General features: G+C 76.5%; 15 protein-coding genes. 10 read left to right on the top strand and 5 right to left on the bottom strand.

Annotated features, from left to right (window positions below; all coding sequences use genetic code 11):
* Positions 1-29 precede the first annotated feature (29 nt).
* Positions 30-1796: an MFS transporter gene (locus GV155_RS03675; protein ID WP_160005340.1), complete on the top strand. Its 1767-nt coding sequence runs from the start codon at positions 30-32 to the stop codon at positions 1794-1796.
* Between the two features lie 30 nt (positions 1797-1826).
* Here GV155_RS03675 and GV155_RS03670 read toward each other — a convergent pair whose 3' ends face one another.
* Positions 1827-2222 carry a cold-shock protein gene (locus GV155_RS03670; protein ID WP_160005338.1) on the bottom strand — a complete coding sequence of 132 codons (396 nt, stop codon included), beginning with the start codon at positions 2220-2222 and terminating at the stop codon, positions 1827-1829.
* A gap of 51 nt (positions 2223-2273) precedes the next feature.
* A complete protein-coding gene (locus GV155_RS03665) occupies positions 2274-2903 on the bottom strand; it encodes an HAD family hydrolase (protein ID WP_160005336.1) in 630 nt (209 codons plus the stop codon).
* Between the two features lie 112 nt (positions 2904-3015).
* Between GV155_RS03665 and GV155_RS03660 the strand changes: the two genes are divergently transcribed.
* Together GV155_RS03660 and GV155_RS03655 are read left to right on the top strand one after the other, a co-directional pair.
* A complete protein-coding gene (locus GV155_RS03660; protein WP_160005334.1) occupies positions 3016-5217 on the top strand; it encodes a S8 family serine peptidase in 2202 nt (733 codons plus the stop codon).
* Positions 5214-5750, top strand: coding sequence for a class I SAM-dependent methyltransferase (locus GV155_RS03655; RefSeq protein ID WP_160005332.1), 537 nt, complete (start codon positions 5214-5216; stop codon positions 5748-5750). The genes GV155_RS03660 and GV155_RS03655 overlap by 4 nt, the downstream gene beginning before the upstream one ends.
* Before the next feature lie 77 nt (positions 5751-5827).
* Here GV155_RS03655 and GV155_RS03650 read toward each other — a convergent pair whose 3' ends face one another.
* Positions 5828-6409 carry a histone deacetylase gene (locus GV155_RS03650; protein ID WP_236553935.1) on the bottom strand — a complete coding sequence of 194 codons (582 nt, stop codon included), beginning with the start codon at positions 6407-6409 and terminating at the stop codon, positions 5828-5830.
* Between the two features lie 81 nt (positions 6410-6490).
* On the opposite strand from GV155_RS03650, the gene lepB reads away from it, so the two are divergent.
* The gene (gene lepB / locus GV155_RS03645; RefSeq protein ID WP_236553933.1) at positions 6491-7219 is read left to right on the top strand and encodes a signal peptidase I; all 729 of its coding nucleotides are present in this window, start codon (positions 6491-6493) and stop codon (positions 7217-7219) included.
* A 31-nt stretch (positions 7220-7250) separates the two neighbouring features.
* On the opposite strand, the gene GV155_RS03640 is transcribed toward lepB, so the two are convergent.
* Positions 7251-8234 (bottom strand): FHA domain-containing protein, encoded by a 984-nt coding sequence (locus tag GV155_RS03640; protein ID WP_160005330.1) that lies wholly within the window; start codon positions 8232-8234, stop codon positions 7251-7253.
* A 25-nt stretch (positions 8235-8259) separates the two neighbouring features.
* Positions 8260-9114 carry a PP2C family protein-serine/threonine phosphatase gene (locus GV155_RS03635; protein ID WP_236553931.1) on the bottom strand — a complete coding sequence of 285 codons (855 nt, stop codon included), beginning with the start codon at positions 9112-9114 and terminating at the stop codon, positions 8260-8262.
* Positions 9115-9153: 39 nt separating this feature from the next.
* On the opposite strand from GV155_RS03635, the gene GV155_RS03630 reads away from it, so the two are divergent.
* From GV155_RS03630 to GV155_RS03605, 6 genes are all read left to right on the top strand, one after another.
* The gene (locus GV155_RS03630) at positions 9154-11439 is read left to right on the top strand and encodes a helicase C-terminal domain-containing protein (RefSeq protein ID WP_160005326.1); all 2286 of its coding nucleotides are present in this window, start codon (positions 9154-9156) and stop codon (positions 11437-11439) included.
* Positions 11440-11578: 139 nt separating this feature from the next.
* Positions 11579-13222, top strand: coding sequence for a DNA repair helicase XPB (locus tag GV155_RS03625; protein ID WP_160005324.1), 1644 nt, complete (start codon positions 11579-11581; stop codon positions 13220-13222).
* 117 nt (positions 13223-13339) lie between these two features.
* A complete protein-coding gene (locus GV155_RS03620; protein ID WP_160005322.1) occupies positions 13340-14455 on the top strand; it encodes a FecCD family ABC transporter permease in 1116 nt (371 codons plus the stop codon).
* A gap of 43 nt (positions 14456-14498) precedes the next feature.
* Positions 14499-15503: an ABC transporter substrate-binding protein gene (locus tag GV155_RS03615; RefSeq protein WP_160005320.1), complete on the top strand. Its 1005-nt coding sequence runs from the start codon at positions 14499-14501 to the stop codon at positions 15501-15503.
* Positions 15500-16315, top strand: a complete 816-nt coding sequence (locus GV155_RS03610; RefSeq protein ID WP_160005318.1) for an ABC transporter ATP-binding protein — start codon at positions 15500-15502, stop codon at positions 16313-16315. The genes GV155_RS03615 and GV155_RS03610 overlap by 4 nt, the downstream gene beginning before the upstream one ends.
* Positions 16312-17007: a class I SAM-dependent methyltransferase gene (locus GV155_RS03605; protein WP_160005316.1), complete on the top strand. Its 696-nt coding sequence runs from the start codon at positions 16312-16314 to the stop codon at positions 17005-17007. The genes GV155_RS03610 and GV155_RS03605 overlap by 4 nt, the downstream gene beginning before the upstream one ends.
* Positions 17008-17072: the final 65 nt, after the last annotated feature.

Below are 17072 nucleotides of genomic sequence, written 5' to 3'. Positions count from 1 at the left end.
GGCGTCCCCGGGAGAGGCAGGATGGACCCATGAGCTCGGACCACCCCGGCACCTCCCCCTCCGGGACCGACCCGGGTCCGCAGGAGGGGCCGGCGACCCCGTCGGCGACCCCGCCGACGACCCCGCCGACCGGCCGGGCGGGACGGGCCGGCCGGGTGGCCCGGGGCCTGGGCAGCGGCGTGGCGGGCGGGGTCCGGGCGACCGGTCGTGGCGTCGGCGGCGCGGCCCGGGTGACCGGTCGCGCCGGCCGCTTCACCGTCTTCCAGGCCCGGCGCGCGGCGCGCGCGGAGGGCGCGGACCAGTCCGGGCTCTCGCGGCTGATCGAGATGCACGCCTTCAACACCGCCGGGGACGCCGCGGTCGCGATCGCCCTGGCCGGCACCCTGTTCTTCCAGGTCCCGACCGGCGAGGCCCGCGGGCAGGTCACGCTCTTCCTGGTCCTGACGATGCTGCCCTTCGCGATCGTCGCGCCCCTGATCGGGCCGTTCCTGGACCGCTTCAGCCACGGCCGGCGCTGGGCGATCGGCGCGACGATGGCCCTGCGCGCGTTCTTCTGCTGGGTCCTCGCGGGCGCCGTCACGAGCGACTCCGCCCTGCTGTTCCCCGCCGCCCTCGGCGTGCTGGTGGCGTCCAAGGCGTACGGCGTGACCCGCGCGGCCGCCGTCCCCCGCCTGCTGCCGTCGTCGCTGACCCTGGTCAAGGCCAACGGCCGGGTGTCGCTCTCGGGCATCGTCGGTGCGCTGGTCTCGGCGCCGATCGCCGCCCTGGCCGCGACGGCCGGCTCGGAGTGGGCGCTGCGCTACGCCTTCCTGCTGTTCGTCGTGGCCACGGTGCTGGCGATCCTGCTGCCGGGCAGGGTCGACTCCTCGGAGGGCGAGGCGGCCATGTCGATGCGGGAGCGCCCGGACCACGCTCCCGACCCTGAGGGGGACCGCGACCTGCGGCCCGGTGCGGACCGGCGCGACGTCGCGGCCGCCGAGCCGACCGTGCCCCTCCAGGTGGTCCCCGCGTCGTACGACGGGGGGCCGCTGGACCCCGACGCCGGGCTCGAGCCGGACCCCCACCCGGAAGACCTGACCGCCGAGCAGACCGCCGGCCGGACCGCCGAGCAGGCCACCGACCCGACCCTGGAGCAGCCGCTCCACGAGGCGCCCCACGAGACGCGACGCGAGGGTGCCCGACGCAGGGCCCGGGAGCGGCGGAGCACCCGCATCCCGGCGTCGGTCGCCTTCGCGCTGCGGGCCAACTGCGGACCGCGGTGGATGTCGGGGTTCCTCATCATGTTCATGGCGTTCCTGCTGCGCGAGAACCCGATCGACGGGTGGGAGGACCGTCCCGAGCTGCTGCTCGGCGTCGTCGCCGCCGGCGCCGGCATCGGCAACGCGCTCGGCATCCTGGCGGCCTCGCTGGCCAAGCGGATCGACCCCGCCACGATGGTGGTCGTCGCCCTGCTCGCCGACGCCGCGATCGCGCTGCTCGGTGCGCTGTTCTACGGCCTGCCGACGCTCTTCGGGCTGGGGCTGGTGGCCGGCCTGGCGCAGTCGCTGGGCAAGGTGTCGCTCGACGCGACCATCCAGGAGGGCGTGCCGGCCCGGGTGCAGGCCAGCGCGTTCGCGCTCAGCGACACCACGCTGCAGCTGGCCTGGGTCGTCGGCGGCTTCGTCGGGATCGTGCTGCCCCTGGTGCCGCAGCTCGGGCTGGGCCTGGCGTGCGCGGTGCTGGTCGCCTGGTCGGCGTTCGTGCTCCTCGGACGGCCGCGCTCGCAGGCCGACGAGGGCCGGCTCGCGCCGCTCTGAGGTCGCGCGCGGGCCGCTCGGGCGGTCGGGCTACTGCTCGAGCTGGTCGGCCAGCGCGCGCAGCAGCTTCGCCGTCGGGCGGGCCGTGCGCGGGTCCGGGTGCCGCTCGTGGCGGTAGGACTCCCCCACGTCGTCCAGCAGCCGGATCAGGTCCTCGACGATCGGGACCATCTCGTCGGGCCGGCGGCGCTTGGCCTGGGACTGGTTGCGCGCCACCGAGGTGGGCGCGTCCAGCACGCGCACCTGCAGCGCCTGGTCCCCCCGGCGGCCCTGGGCGATGCCGAACTCGACCCGGGTGCCGGCCTTGAGCGTGGTGACGCCCTCGGGCAGCGCCTCGGCGCGGACGTAGACGTCCGGGCCCTCGGTCTGCGAGAGGAACCCGAAGCCCTTCTCGGTGTCGAACCACTTGACCTTGCCAGTGGGCACGGCGGCATCCTCCCGGTCTGAGGCTCCCGGGACCGGGAGCGACCTCGGAGACTACCGGCCGGTCGCGGCGAGCCCGCCCGGCCACCGGGCGTCCAGCCAGCCGGCGAGGTCGGCCAGGTCGGTGAGCACCACGTCGGTCCCGGCCGCGTGCAGCTCCGCCGCGTCACAGCCCCCGCTCGGCACCGACACGCTGAGCACGCCGGCCGCCCGGGCGCCCTCGACGTCGTGCACGTGGTCGCCGACGTAGGCCACCGCGCCCTCCTCCCGCAGCGCGGCCGCCTTGCCCACGCCCCAGACCTCGCCGTGCAGGACGTCGACCGCGAGACCGAGGTGGTCGACGTGGCGGCGGGCGTTGGGGGCGTACTTGCCGGTCACGAGCACCACCCGGCCCCCACGGTCGTGCACCGCGGCGAGGGCCTCGTGGGCGCCGGGCAGCACCGCCACGGGCGTGATCGCGTGGTCGACGTAGAGCACCCGGAAGCGGGCGATCGCGGCCGGCAGGGCGGCGGCGTCGACGTACGGCCCCAGCGTCGCGTCCAGGGGCGGACCGAGGCGCTCCGACAGGTCGTCGAGCGGCAGCGCCACCCCGAGCTCGTCGCCCAGCGCGGCCAGCGTCGCCCGGAACCCCGGGCGGGTGTCGATCAGGGTCATGTCGAGGTCGAACCCGATCGTCGTGCTCATGCCGGACAGGGTAGGAGGGACGATCGCGTGCACCGGTGGGGCGGGTGGGACACAATGGGAGGTTCCGACGACAGCCGGGCCTCTTCTGGGCCGGGGAGATGCAGGGGGCGACGTGCCGCGGACCGCAGGGACGACCGGCCTACGCCGCGCGCGCGGCGGCGTCGCCGTCGCCCTCGTCGCCGCCCTGACCGGTGTCCTGGCCGGCGGGGTCGGGGCCACCCTCCTCGCCGCGGCACCGGCCGGCGCCGACCACGGCACCGCGGTCGGCGACCCCTCGACCCGCCTGCACCTGGTGACGCTGACCGGCCCCGGCACGTCCGGGCGCTCCGGCAGCGACGCGGTCGCACGCGAGCAGATGCGGGAGCGCCAGGACGCCGTGCTCGCCGCCGTGGGCGCGCCAGCCCCGGTCTACCGCTGGACGACCGCGCTCGACGGGGTCGCAGTCCGGCTCGACCGCGGCCAGGCCGGGCTGCTGGCCGCGGACCCGCGGGTGACCCTGGTCGAGGCCGACGACGTACGCCCACTGGCCGGCGCCCCTGCCGGCGCCCGCGCCGCTGCTGCTCGCCCCTCCGGGGCAGGGGGCGGCGGGCCCGCCGCCGGCGGGCGGGGCACGGTCGTCGGCGTCGTCGACTCCGGCATCGCACCGCGCTCGGCCTCGTTCGCCACGCTGCCCTCGCTCGGCAGGGAGCCGGCGGGCTTCACCGGCGGCTGCGCCGGCGGCGCCGGCGACGCCGGGTGGGCCCCCTCGGACTGCGGCGGCAAGATCGCGGGGGCGCAGTGGTTCGTGGAGGGCTTCGGGCGCGAGTCCCTCCGCTCCGGCAGCAGCATCTCGCCGCGCGACGACCTCGGCCACGGCACCCAGATGGCCTCGATCGCCGCCGGCAACGCGGGCGTGCCGGTCCGGGTCCCGGGCCAGCTGCCGACCACGACCGGGGGGCAGGCGCCCGACGCCCGCCTCGCCGTCTACAAGGCGTGCTGGAGCGCCCCCGACCCCGACGACGACGGCTGCTCGACGGCCGACCTCGTGACCGCGGTCGACCGGGCGGTCGAGGACGGCGTCGACGTGCTGAGCCTCTCGGTCGGCGGCGGGACCGCCGCCGGCGCGGCGGTGGACACCCTCGAGCGGGCCCTGCTGGGCGCGGCCGAGGCCGACGTCGCCGTGCTCGCGGCCGCGGGCAACGACCCGGCGCTCCCCGCGGCGCACGACGTCCCCTGGGTCACCACGGTCGGGGCCGCACCCGGGTCCGAGCCGGTCGGGCTGGTCCGCGTCGTCGGTGGGCCCACGCTGCGCGGGCTGACCGCCGCGAGGGACGGGCTGCCCCCGGGACCGCTCGTCCTCGGTCGGGCGGCTGCGGCGGAGGGCACCGCCCCGGGTCGCGCCGCGGTCTGCGCCCCGGGGTCGTTGGACGCCTCCGTCGTGTCGGGCGCCGTGGTGGTGTGCGAGCGCGGCTCCGTCGGGCGGGTCGACAAGTCCGGCACCGTCGCCCTGGCCGACGGTGCCGGCATGGTGCTCGTCAACCGCAGCGGCCGCTCGCTGTTCGCCGACTTCCACAGCGTGCCCACCGTCCACCTCGCGGCCGCCGACGGCCGCACCCTGCTGCGTGCGCTGCGGCGTACCCCGCAGGCCCGGGCGGCCCTCGTCGTCACCGGGCGCGACCGCGCCTCGGGGCCCGCCGCACGGTCCGCGGCGGGCGACCCCGCGGGAGCGGTCCTCAAGCCGGACCTGACAGCCCCCGGGAGCGGGTTGCTGGGGGCCGTCCCCACCGCCGACGGCGGCCCGGGGTGGAGCGTCGTGGCCGGCACCTCCGCGGCCACCGCCTGGACGGCCGGCGCGACAGCTGCCCTGCGCGCCCGCGAGCCCGGCTGGGACGCCGTCCGCGTCCGCTCGGCGCTGGCCACCCGCGCGCTGGCCGCGAGCGGCGGGTCGCCGCTGACCTCGGGCGCCGGCGGGGTCGACGCCGACCGGGCCGCCGACGTCCGCCTCGACTACCCGCAGCCCGTGGGTGGCTACCGCGCCTGGCTGGAGCGTGACGGGCGGGCGCCCAACACGCCCTCCGTGCTGCTGGCCGGCGGTGACCGCGTCGCCACCCGCACGATCCGCAACACCGCGGACGAGGCCCTCTACTTCTCCTCGGAGGCACGGGCCTTCTCCACCGCGGTGCAGGTCCGGCCGCTCGCCGTGCGCCTCGGACCGGGCGAGACCGCGACCTGGACGATCACCCGGACGGGCCCGGCACGCGCCGACGACGGCTACGTCGTGTGGCGCGGGGGTGACCGGAGCCGGTCCCGGGTCCCGGTCGTCGTCGCGCCGTGACCCCTGACGCCCGTGAGCCGGTCGTCGACGCGCTGGGCCGTGCGCTGAGCGACGTGCTGGGCGACGTGACGGGGGCCGACGTGGTCGACCTGGCCTGCGGTGACGGCGCGGTCGCCCGGTGGCTGGTGGGTGCAGGCGCGCGGTCGGTGCTCGCGCTCGACCTGGACCCGGATGCCCTGGGCCGCGCCCGCGCGGTCGCCGCCCGGGCGGGGGGCGACCAGGAGCGGGTCCTCTACGAGCAGGCCGACCTCGAGCAGGCCACCCTCCCGTTCGAGGCCTACGACCTCGCGTGGGCGCCCGGGGTCCTGGCGACCACCACCGACCCGGTCCGCACCGCCCGCATGCTCCGCGCGGGCCTGCGCCCGTACGCCCGTCTGGTCGCCACCGTCCCCGCGACCGCGGCCGGGCGGGTGGTCGCCGCCCTCGGCGAGGCGCTGCTCGACGAGGTGGTCGTGACGGCAGCGGCTCCTGGGGCTATGGCGCCGGGCGAGGTCGTCGTCACCGCCCGGAAGCCCCCGCGCCGCCGCCCCTGACGCCGGAAACGTCATCTCGAGGCGCCGCGAGCGTCATCTCGGCTGTCCGCGAGCGTCATCTCGGCTGTCCGCGAGCGTCATCTCGGCAGGAGGGTGTCGAGGTACGCCGCCGACCGCGCCTCGTCCCAGCCACGGCTCTCCCGCAGGCCGGTCGCCAGGGTGTCGCGGTAGGCCTGCCCGGGCGCGACGTGCGGGACGGCGTGGGTGCCGTGGGGGGAGGTGAAGGTGATCATCGGCAGCCCCTCGTGGCGCCCGACCTCGACCAGCGTCTCGTAGTGGCCGGGGCCGACCGTGTGCCGGCCGGCGGGCAGCGGCTCGAGGAGCACCTGCTCGAGCGGGTCGCCGTCGGCGGGGACGCGGTACATCTCCTGCGCGGCGATGTCGGCGAGCTGCTGGCGGGTGACCAGGTAGCCGCGGGCGGCCGTGGGCCCCGGGGTGTCGTGGTCGTAGAACGCCACCCCGCCGCCCCACTGCGGCGAGTCGCCGGCGAAGTACGTCGTCCCGGGCAGGTCGACCGGCACCGACCGGGTCGGCAGGGTGCGGTCGCGGGCGCCCGGGTTGGCCGCCGAGCCGCCCGGCGGGCACCCGCCCTCGAGGTAGCAGGCGAGGCGGGCCGCGGACATGTTCGAGCCGTAGGAGACGTACCAGACCTGGGTCACGGCGATCCACGGTAGCCAGCCGCCGGGCGGGGTGCGCATACCGCCTCCGGCCCGCCGCGTGGTGACGTACGCTCTGCCCCCGTGACCTCCGGAGCCCGCCGCAAGCTGCCGCTCTGGGCCGAGACCATCGTCCTGCTGGTCGTCGCGGTGGTCCTCGCGCTGGTCATCAAGACCTTCTTCGTCCAGGCCTTCTACATCCCGTCGTCCTCGATGCGCCCCGGACTGGTCGTCAACGACCGGATCCTGGTGCAGAAGCCGTCGTACTGGTTCGACGGGACGCCCGAGCGCGGCGACGTCGTGGTCTTCGAGGACCCGGGCGACTGGCTGGGCCCGAGCGAGGACTCCGGCCCCACCTCCCTGCCCACCCGGGCGCTGTCCGCGATCGGGCTGTACCCCTCGGGCGGGCACCTGGTGAAGCGCGTGATCGGCGTCGAGGGCGACGTGATCCGCTGCTGCGACGAGCAGGGCCGCCTGGAGATCAATGGCGAACCCGTGGACGAGTCCGACTTCATCGCCCCGCAGCGCCTCTGCGACGGGCCGATGCCGGCCGGAGGCTCGTGCAACTGGGAGGCCGGGCCCGTGCCGGCCGACTCGCTGTTCGTGATGGGCGACAACCGCAGCGCCTCGGCCGACTCCTCGGTACGCCTGTGCGTGCGGCCGGGCGAGGACTGCGACGAGTCCGACGCCTACGTCGCCGACGACCTCGTGGTCGGCAAGGTCTTCGCCCTGGCCTGGCCGCCCAGCCACGCGCGCTTCGTCTCCCGCCCGGACGCCTTCGCGGACGTACCGGCACCCAGCGCGGCCGAGTAGGGCCCCCGGCCGCGGGACCCGGGCCGCGCGACTAGTCCCCGGGGCCGAGCAGGGTCAGGGTGACCCCGTCGCCAACGTGGACCACCGCCCCCGGCCCGAGCGCGACGCCCACCCCGGGCACGAGCGCCTCCGGTGGCCCGTCGACGTGCTCGACGACCGTGCCGTTGGTCGAGCCCAGGTCGGTCACGACCGCCGCACCGGCGTCCGGCCCGGTGCCGGGGCGGACCTCGAGGTGGGTGCCCGAGATCTCCTGCTGGGGGCTCTCCAGGCGCAGCATCCGCGGCGGCGCCCCCGCGTGCCGGTCGCGCGGACCGGGCGAGCGCCCGACCACGACCACCGCGTCGACGACCACCTCCCGCCCGTCCGAGACCCGCAGGAGCGGCGTGCGCGCCTGGGCGGGGCCCCAGGGCCCCGGCAGCACGGTGTGCGCCTCGGTCGGCTGGTCGGCCGGGGGCAGCGTCGGCTGGGGCGGCTCGACCGGGCCCTGCGCCACCGGGGCGGTGACCGGGTCGGGCTCGGTGTCCGCGCCCGGCCCGTCCCCGCCGAGCGGGTCGGTCACGGTCCGCGCGACCCGGGAGACGCGGACCAGACCCGCGCCGAGACCGAGCACCTCGACCGGTCCGTCCTGCTCCTCCTGACCGCGGTCGCCGGCGAGCACCGACACCGACCGCACCCGCTCGAAGGAGCGCTCGGTCCAGGTGCGCACACCGGTGCCGTCGACCAGGGCGGTGCCGTCGCCGCTGCGCACGACGACCTGCGGGTCCGTGCCGCGGGCCAGCACCGTCAGCCGGTCACCGCCCTCCCACGCCACCACGGCCGCGCCGGCCAGCGCGCCGAGACCACCGGCGGCCAGGACGTCGACGACCGCGAGCAGGTCGCCGCCCCCGTCCACCACCCGCCAGAGCCGGGCGGCGAGGGCGGGCTGGTCGGCGGGCACGACGACGGCCAGCTGCGGGCCGAGCACCGCGAGGTGCTCCCCCGGCTCGTAGGACCAGGTCGGGGCGGTGTCGGTCACCGGGGTCTCCGCTCTCGGGAGGTGCTCAGTCGAGCACGGGCATGGGCATGGTCGCGGCCTCGGGCACTCCCTCGGGCAGGACCTCGGTCGCGGCGTGGCGCCCCGCGGCGGGGGCGGTCCATCCCACCACGTCGACCACGACCGCGGTCGCGTTGTCGATCCCGCCCGCGGCCAGCGCGGCCTCCACCAGGGCGTCGGCCGCCTCCTGGGGGCCCGGTGCGGCGGCCAGCAGCCGGGCGATCGTGTCGTCGTCGACGAGGTCGGTGATGCCGTCGGAGCACAGCAGCAGCCGGGGTGCGACGTCGAGGCGCGCCAGCACGTGGTCGGCGCCGACGGCGCCCGAGGCCCCCAGCGCGCGGGTCACCACGTGGCGCTCGGGGTGCTCGCGCGCCTGCTCGGGGGCGATCGAGCCGGCGTCGAGGAGCTCCTGCACCAGGGAGTGGTCCACGCTGAGGCGCACCAGCGACGTGCCGTCGGACCCGTACGCCCGGGAGTCACCGAGGTTGCTGACCACCCAGACCGGGGCGCCGTCGTAGGCGCTGAGCACGGCGGAGACCACCGTCGTGCCGGAGGCGAAGCGGCGTGCGCCGCCGGCCCGCTGCTCCGCGTCGTAGGCCGCCACGCGTTGCTGGGCGGCCCGCAGCGCGGCGTCGACGGCGTCCGCGGTGGCGCGCGCGTCCACCTGCTCCTGGCCGGCCAGGACGGCCAGGGACTCGACGGCGAGCGCGCTCGCCACGTCCCCGCGGTCGTGGCCGCCCATGCCGTCGGCGACCACGAAGACGGGCGGGCTGACCAGCAGGGAGTCCTCGTTGGCCTCGCGCACCAGGCCGACGTGCGAGGTCGCGCCGTGCACCAGTCGGACCTGCTCGGGGGCGCTCACCCTGCACCCCCGCCGCGGGGAGTCGGTAGCGTTGGCCCGATGGGCACTCCTACCGAGGCCCCGGGGCACCGCTCCCTGGCCGACCAGCTGCGCGGGTGGGACGACGTACGTCTCACCCGGCTGCTCCTCGCACGTCCCGATCTGGCCACCCCGGCTCCTCACGACTTCGGTCAGCTGGCGTCGAGGGCCACCGTACGGGTCTCGCTGCTCCGCGCGCTGGACCTGCTGGACCGGCTCGAGCTGCACGTGCTGGACGCGGTCGCCCTGGTGGGCCCCGCGTCGCGCGAGGAGGTGCTCGCGGTGGTGCACGCCGACGGGACCGCGGCGGGTGCGGCCCTGGACCGCGTGGTCGACCTGGCGCTGGCCTGGTGGACCCCGACCGGGGTCCGTGCGCTGTCCGGCGTCGCCGAGGGCCTGGCCCTCGCGCCGGCCTGGGCGGCTGTCAGCGGCCTGCTGCCGGCGGCCGCCGAGGCGCCCGACGCGGACGAGGTGCCGCCGCTGCTCACGCAGCTCTCCGCCGCGGCGCGCGCCCTGCTCGACCACGTCGAGGGCTCCGGCGGCCAGGCCACGGCCGGCGCCTCGCGGCTGCGGGTGACGGCCGAGGACGCCGCCACGCCGGCCGAGGAGCTGCTGGCCCGACGGCTGCTGGTCTCCCGCGGCGGGTCCGCGGTGGTCCTGCCGGGCCAGGTCGGCCTGGTCCTGCGCGGGGGTCGGACCACCCGCGACCCGGTCGACGCCGTCCCCCCGCTCGTCACCGCCGAGCGCTCGCCGGCCCTGGTCGACCGCACCGCGGCCGGTGCCGCGTTCGAGACGGTCCGCCGGGTCGAGCTCCTGCTGGACCACTGGGGCACCGACCCGGCGCCGGCGCTGCGCAGCGGCGGGCTCGGGGTGCGCGACCTCAAGGCGACCGCACGGCTGCTGCACGTCGACGAGCCGACCGCGTCGCTGCTGGTGGAGGTCGCCGGCGCGGCCGGGCTGCTGGCGCAGCGCGCGGGCGGGGACGGCAACGCGCTGTGGGTGCCCACCGACGCCTTCGACGCCTGGTCGACCCAGGTCACCTCCACCCGCTGGGCCGCGCTGGCCCGCGCGTGGCTGACCACGCCGCGCGCCCCCGCGCTCGTCGGCACCCGCGACGAGTCCGACAAACCCCGCAACGCGCTGGCCCCGGGTCTGACCAGCCGCACCGTCACCGAGTCGCGCGCGATGGCGCTGGCCGCGCTGCACGGCCTCGAGGACGGCACCGTGCTCGCGGCGGGCACCGGCGTGCCCTCCCTGGTCTCCCGGGTGCGCTGGCTGCGGCCCCGGCGGCCGGCGGCGCGGGAGCAGGAGCTCGCCGACGCCCTCACCGAGGCCGCCTCGCTCGGGCTGGTCGCGCTCGGCGGGCTCGCGTCGTACGCCGCGCTGCTCGTCGCCGGCGAGGACCCCGGCCCCGTCCTCGCGGACCTGCTGCCCGAGCCGGTCGACCACGTGCTGGTGCAGGCCGACCTCACCGCGGTCGCCCCCGGTCCGCTCGAGTCGTCGCTGGCCCGTCGGCTGCAGCTGCTGGCCGACGTGGAGTCGCGCGGCGGCGCGACCACCTACCGCTTCACCCCGGCGTCGGTGCGGCGCGCGCTCGACGTGGGCTGGTCGGCCGCGGAGGTGCACGAGTTCCTCGGCACCATCTCCCGGACCCCGGTGCCGCAGCCGCTGACGTACCTCGTCGACGACACCGTGCGCACCTACGGCACCGTGCGGCTCGGCCACGCCGAGGCGTTCCTGCGCTCCGACGACGAGGCCGCGCTCACCACGCTGGTGCACCACCCGAAGGCCGGCTCGCTCGGCCTGCGCCGGATCGCGCCGACGGTGGTGGTCAGCGACACCCCGCTCGACGTGCTGCTCCCCCGCCTGCGCGAGATCGGTGCGGCGCCCGTGGTGGAGGCGGCCGACGGCACGGTGCAGGTGACGCGGCCCGACCTGCTGCGGGCGCGGGCCCCGCGGGAGCGCACCACCGCCGTGCGCTCGGCGCGCCAGGGCGCCGCCGCCGGGGCCGTGGTCAGCGCGGTCCGTTCCGGCGACCGGGCCGGGCGCGTGCGTACCGGCGGCGAGGCCGGCGCCGCACCCGCCTCGCTGACCCCGTCGGGGGCGCTCACCGCCCTGCGCGAGGCCGTCGAGGCCGGCGAGGCGGTGCTGATCACCTACGTCGACAACCAGGGCACCCGCTCGGACCGGCTGGTCGACCCGCGCTCGGTCGAGGGCGGCAGCCTGGTGGCCTACGACCACCGCGCCGACGACGTCCGCTCCTTCGCGGTGCACCGGATCCACTCGGTCCAGGCCGTCCCGGACTGAGCCCGGACCGGGCCGGGGGCGGGCCGGGGCGCCGGAACCGTCATCTGGAGGCGCCGCGAGCGTCATCTCGGCTGTCCGCGAGCGTCATATCGGCGTCTGCGGGTGACCGGGGGGCTTGCCGGGCTCGTAGGCTTCCGGGGTGAACGACGGCCCCCTCATCGTCCAGTCGGACAAGACCCTCCTGCTCGAGATCGACCACGAGCGGGCGGCGGACTGCCGCAAGGCGATCGCGCCGTTCGCCGAGCTCGAGCGGTCCCCCGAGCACGTCCACACCTACCGGCTGACCCCCCTGGGGCTGTGGAACGCCCGCGCCGCCGGGCACGACGCCGAGCAGGTGGTCGACACGCTGCTGGAGTTCAGCCGCTACAGCGTGCCCCACAGCCTGCTGGTCGACGTCGCCGAGACGATGGCGCGCTACGGCCGGCTGCGCCTGGAGAAGCACCCGACCCACGGCCTGGTGATGTCGAGCACCGACCGGCCCGTGCTCGAGGAGGTGCTGCGCGCCAAGAAGGTCCAGGGCATGCTCGGCGCCCGCCTCGACGACGACACCGTCGTGGTGCACGCCTCCGAGCGCGGCAACCTCAAGCAGGCCCTGCTCAAGCTGGGCTGGCCGGCCGAGGACTGGGCCGGCTACGTCGACGGCGAGGCGCACGAGATCGACCTCGACGAGACCTCCTGGCAGCTGCGCGACTACCAGCGCGACGCCGCCGACTCCTTCTGGAACGGCGGCTCCGGCGTCGTGGTGCTGCCCTGCGGGGCCGGCAAGACCATGGTCGGCGCGGCCGCGATGGCCCACGCCAAGGCCACCACGCTGATCCTCGTCACCAACACCGTGAGCGCGCGGCAGTGGAAGGACGAGCTGATCAAGCGGACCAGCCTCACCGAGGACGAGATCGGCGAGTACTCCGGGGCCGTCAAGGAGGTCCGCCCGGTCACCATCGCGACGTACCAGGTGCTCACGATGCGCCGCAAGGGCGTCTACCCGCACCTCGAGCTGCTCGACGCCCGCGACTGGGGCCTGATCGTCTACGACGAGGTGCACCTGCTGCCCGCGCCGATCTTCCGGATGACCGCGAACCTGCAGGCCCGTCGCCGGATCGGCCTGACCGCCACCCTGGTGCGCGAGGACGGCCGCGAGGGCGACGTGTTCAGCCTGATCGGCCCCAAGCGGTACGACGCCCCGTGGAAGGACATCGAGGCGCAGGGCTGGATCGCCCCGGCCGACTGCGTCGAGGTCCGGGTGACGCTGCCCGAGAACGAGCGGCTGGTCTACGCCACCGCCGAGCCCGAGGAGCGCTACCGGCTGGCCGCCTGCACGCCGCACAAGACCAGCGTGGTCCGCGAGCTCGTGGAGCGCCACCGCGGGCAGCCGACCCTGGTGATCGGGCAGTACATCGAGCAGCTCGACGAGCTCGCCGCCACCCTCGACGCCCCGCTGATCAAGGGCGACACCACGGTCAAGGAGCGCCAGCGGCTCTTCGAGGCGTTCCGCTCCGGCGAGATCGGCCTGCTGGTGGTCAGCAAGGTCGCGAACTTCTCGATCGACCTGCCCTCGGCCGAGGTGGCCATCCAGGTCTCCGGCTCGTTCGGCTCCCGCCAGGAGGAGGCCCAGCGCCTGGGCCGGCTGATGCGGCCCAAGGCCGGCGGCCAGACCGCCCGCTTCTACGCCGTGGTGGCCCGCGACACCGTCGATGCGGAGTTCGCGCAGAACCGGCAGCGGTTCCTGGCCGAGCAGGGGTACGCCTACCGGATCGTCGACGCCGAGGACCTGCCGGCCGCCTGAGCACCGGGAGGTGGGCGCCGTCCGCCCCGGGTCTCCAGGCCCCGGGGCGGACGGCGTCGGTGGCGAGCCCACCACCATGCCCGGAAGACTACTGCCTGCGATACGTTGTTGCACACAATGCGCAACAACCTCCTCGACGCGGTCGCCGTCGCACCGCCCAGCGCCGGTCCTCCTGCGGACCCGCTGGGCCTGCGCGCCCGCTCCCGGCGTACCAGCGCCTGGCTCCTCGGGCTCGGCGTCGCCCTGGCCCTGACCGTGGTGGCCGGCGTCGGCGCGGGCGCCGTCGCGGTGGACCCGCTCACGACGCTGCAGGTCCTCGGGCACCACCTGCTCGGCACCCCGGGCGAGGTGACCTGGGACCCGTCGGCGGACGCGATCATCTGGCAGGTCCGCCTCCCCCGGGTGCTCCTGGCCCTGGCCGTCGGAGCGGGCCTGGCGGTCTGCGGCGTCGCGCTCCAGGCCATGGTCCGCAACGTGCTGGCCGACCCGTACCTGCTCGGGATCAACTCGGGCGCGTCCAGCGGGGCCGCGGCGGCCATCCTGTTCGGCGCGCTCGCCGGCCTCGGCCAGTACGCCCTGTCGATCAGCGCCTTCCTGGGCGCGCTGGCCGCCTCGATGCTGGTCTTCCTGGTGGCCCGCAGCGGCGGTCGGGTCACCTCCGTCCGGATGCTGCTGGCCGGCGTCGCCGTCGGCTACGCACTGTCCGGGCTGACCAGCTTCCTGGTCTTCGCCTCCGGCTCCGCCGAGGGCGCGCGCTCGGTGCTGTTCTGGCTGCTCGGGTCGCTCGGCCTGGCCCAGTGGGACGGGGCCCTCGGCGCGGTGGTCGTCGTCGTGCTGCTGTCCACCGCCGTGCTGACCCTGTGGGGTCGCGGCCTGGACGCGCTCGCGGTCGGCGACGAGACCGCGCACACCCTCGGGATCAGCCCCGACCGGTTCCGCACGCTGCTCCTCGTCGTGGTCTCGCTCTGCGTGGCCGTGGTGGTGGCCGCCGCCGGCAGCATCGGCTTCGTCGGGCTGGTGGTGCCGCACCTGGCGCGTCGCGCGGTCGGCTCGACCCACGTCCGCGTGGTGCCGGTGGCCGCCCTGATGGGCGCGGTGCTGCTGGTCTGGGCCGACGTCGCGGCCCGCACGCTGCTGGCGCCGCAGGAGATCCCGATCGGGATCATCACCTCGGTCGTCGGCGCCCCCTTCCTGCTCGTGCTCATCCGCCGCCTCCACGCCACCAGCGCCTGAGGCGAACCGACCGTCGTTCCGCACCGACCCGAGGAGATCCCCGATGACCCGACGACCGCTCCTGCTGACCGCCGTCCTGGCGACCGCCGCCGTGGCCTCGGCCTGCGGTGCCGGCGGCGCCTCCGACGGCGCCCCCGACACGTCTGCCTTCGCCGAGCCGGTGACGGTGGAGAACTGCGGTGCCGAGCTGACCTTCGACGCCCCGCCCGAGCGCGTGGTCATGCTCAAGAGCCAGGCCGTCCCGTTCCTGCACGAGCTCGGCGCGATGGACCGGGTCGTGGCTCGCGCGGGCGAGTTCCCCTCGGAGTACTACGACGAGGCCACCCTGGCGGAGCTCGACCAGGTCCCGCTGCTCACCGACCAGCTCGACACCTCCGGCCACCTCCAGATCAGCAAGGAGGTCGTCGTCGCCCAGCGCCCCGACCTCGTCCTCGGGGAGGTGGACAACCTCTCCCGCGGGGCGCTGGAGGCCGTCGGCGTGCCGCTGCTCGAGGAGCCGGCGCTCTGCGAGACGACCGGCGTCCGGCCGTCCTACGACGACGTCTGGTCGCAGACCGCGCTCTACGGCGAGGTCTTCGGGGAGCCGGAGAGGGCCGAGGAGGCGGTCACGGCGATGCAGGAGCGGGTCGCCGGCCTCGAGGCCGAGGTCGCCGACCGTCCCGCGCGGACCGCCGCGGTGCTCTACCCGACCGTCGGCGGCGGGGTCACCTACGCCTACGGCACCGGCTCGATGGCCCAGCCCCAGCTCGAGGCGGCCGGGTTCGAGAACGTCTTCGACGACGTGGACGAGCGGGTCTTCGAGGTCGGCCCCGAGGAGCTCCTCGGCCGTGACCCCGACGTCCTCGTGCTGCTCCACAGCGCCGGCGACCCGGCGGCCGTCGAGGACGCGGTGACCTCGCTGCCCGGCGCCGAGGACCTCACCGCCGTCCGCGACGACGCCCTGGTCACCCAGCTGTTCAACTTCACCGAGCCGCCGTCGCCGCTGGCGATCGACGGGCTCGAGCAGATCATCGACGCGACCGACCCCGACGGTCCGGGCTCGCCGTGATCACCGGGCGCGACCTGTCCTACGCCTACGGCACGCGACGCCGCTCGACGCCGGTGCTGACCGGTGTCGACGTCGACGCGCGTGCCGGGCGGGTGCTCGGCCTGATCGGGCCCAACGGCAGCGGCAAGACCACGCTGCTCCGCCTGCTCCACGCGGCCCTGCGCTCGCCCACCGGGCGGGTCGAGGTCGACGGCGAGACCGTGGTCGACCTCGGGCCGCGGGAGGCGGCCCGGCGGCTGGCCGTCGTCGTCCAGGAGCACGGGGGCGAGTCGACGATGACCGTCGGCGAGATGGTGCTGCTCGGTCGTACCCCGCACCTGGGCACCTTCCAGCGCACCGGCGACGCCGACCACGAGGCCGCGACCGACGCGCTGCGGCGGGTCGGTGCCGACCACCTGGGGCCGCGCGCCTTCGCCGGCCTGTCCGGCGGGGAGCGGCAGCGTGTGCTGATCGCCCGCGCCCTGGCCCAGGAGGCCACCCACCTGCTGCTCGACGAACCGACCAACCACCTCGACGTGCGGTACCAGCACGAGGTCATGACGCTGGTCCGCGACCTCGCCACCACCAGCGTGGTGGTGCTGCACGACCTCGCCCTGGCCGCGCGCTACTGCGACGACGTCGTCCTGCTGGGCGGCGGACGGGTCGTCGCCTCCGGGGAGGCCGCGGACGTGCTGACGCCCGAGGTGCTCGAACCGGTCTACGGCATCCGGGTGCGCCAGCTCGTCGTCGACGGCGAGACCCACCTGCTGCTCCGACCGCAGCCCACCCAGCCGACCCAGCCCACCCCGACCCCCGCCGGAGGGACCCGATGAGCATCCAGCAGCAGATCACCGCCTACTGGGACGACCGCGCCCCGGCCTACGACGCCGCCCAGCACCGGCCCGGCCGCGACGCCGAGGCCGCGCTCTGGGCGGACGTCTGGTCCTCCGCACTGCCGGCCGACCCCGTCGACGTGCTCGACCTCGGCACCGGCAGCGGGCACGCCGCGATCGCGGTCGCCCGGCTGGGCCACCGGGTGACCGGGCTGGACCTGTCCACCGAGATGGTGCGGCTGGCCCGGCGCCGCGCCGGGGCGATGGGCAACCCGCCGCGGTTCGTCGTCGGTGACGCCGCCGACCCCGACCTCCCGGGGACCTTCGACGTCCTCGTCAGCCGCTACCTGCTGTGGACCCTGCGCGAGCCCGACGTGGCCGTCCGTCGGTGGCACCGGCTGCTCCGCCCGGGAGGGCGGGTCGCGATGGTCGACAGCACCTGGTTCCCCGAGGGCCTGCCCGGCCCGGAGGGCGAGCTCGGCGCGGCCTACGACGACCGCGTCCGGCGGGTCCTGCCGCTGGCCGAGGCCGCCTCGATCGAGCCGACCGCGGACCTGCTGCGCGCCGCCGGCCTCGTCGACGTGGAGGTGACGCCGCTGCGGGCCCTGCTCGAGCTGGACCTCGCGACCGGTGCGGCCCCCGGCCACGAACCGCGGCTGCAGCACCTGGTGACCGCGCGGCTGCCCGCCTGAGCACCCGTACGCGTCCCGGGCGGCGTCCGGATGACGTCCCGTTGCGGGCCCCGGGGCCCGGAGCC

This window comes from Nocardioides sp. AX2bis, assembly GCF_902506435.1.
Lineage (GTDB): Bacteria > Actinomycetota > Actinomycetes > Propionibacteriales > Nocardioidaceae > Nocardioides.
The sequence above is the reverse complement of the archived record's forward strand: the minus strand, read 5'-3'. Positions and strand labels throughout refer to the sequence as shown.

Coding starts and splice junctions, on each gene's coding strand:
- GV155_RS03630 (WP_160005326.1), top strand. CDS start 9,154: ATGGGCACTCCTACCGAGGCCCCGGGGCACCGCTCCCTGGCCGACCAG.
- GV155_RS03665 (WP_160005336.1), bottom strand. CDS start 2,903: ATGAGCACGACGATCGGGTTCGACCTCGACATGACCCTGATCGACACC.
- GV155_RS03615 (WP_160005320.1), top strand. CDS start 14,499: ATGACCCGACGACCGCTCCTGCTGACCGCCGTCCTGGCGACCGCCGCC.
- GV155_RS03620 (WP_160005322.1), top strand. CDS start 13,340: ATGCGCAACAACCTCCTCGACGCGGTCGCCGTCGCACCGCCCAGCGCC.
- GV155_RS03675 (WP_160005340.1), top strand. CDS start 30: ATGAGCTCGGACCACCCCGGCACCTCCCCCTCCGGGACCGACCCGGGT.
- GV155_RS03605 (WP_160005316.1), top strand. CDS start 16,312: ATGAGCATCCAGCAGCAGATCACCGCCTACTGGGACGACCGCGCCCCG.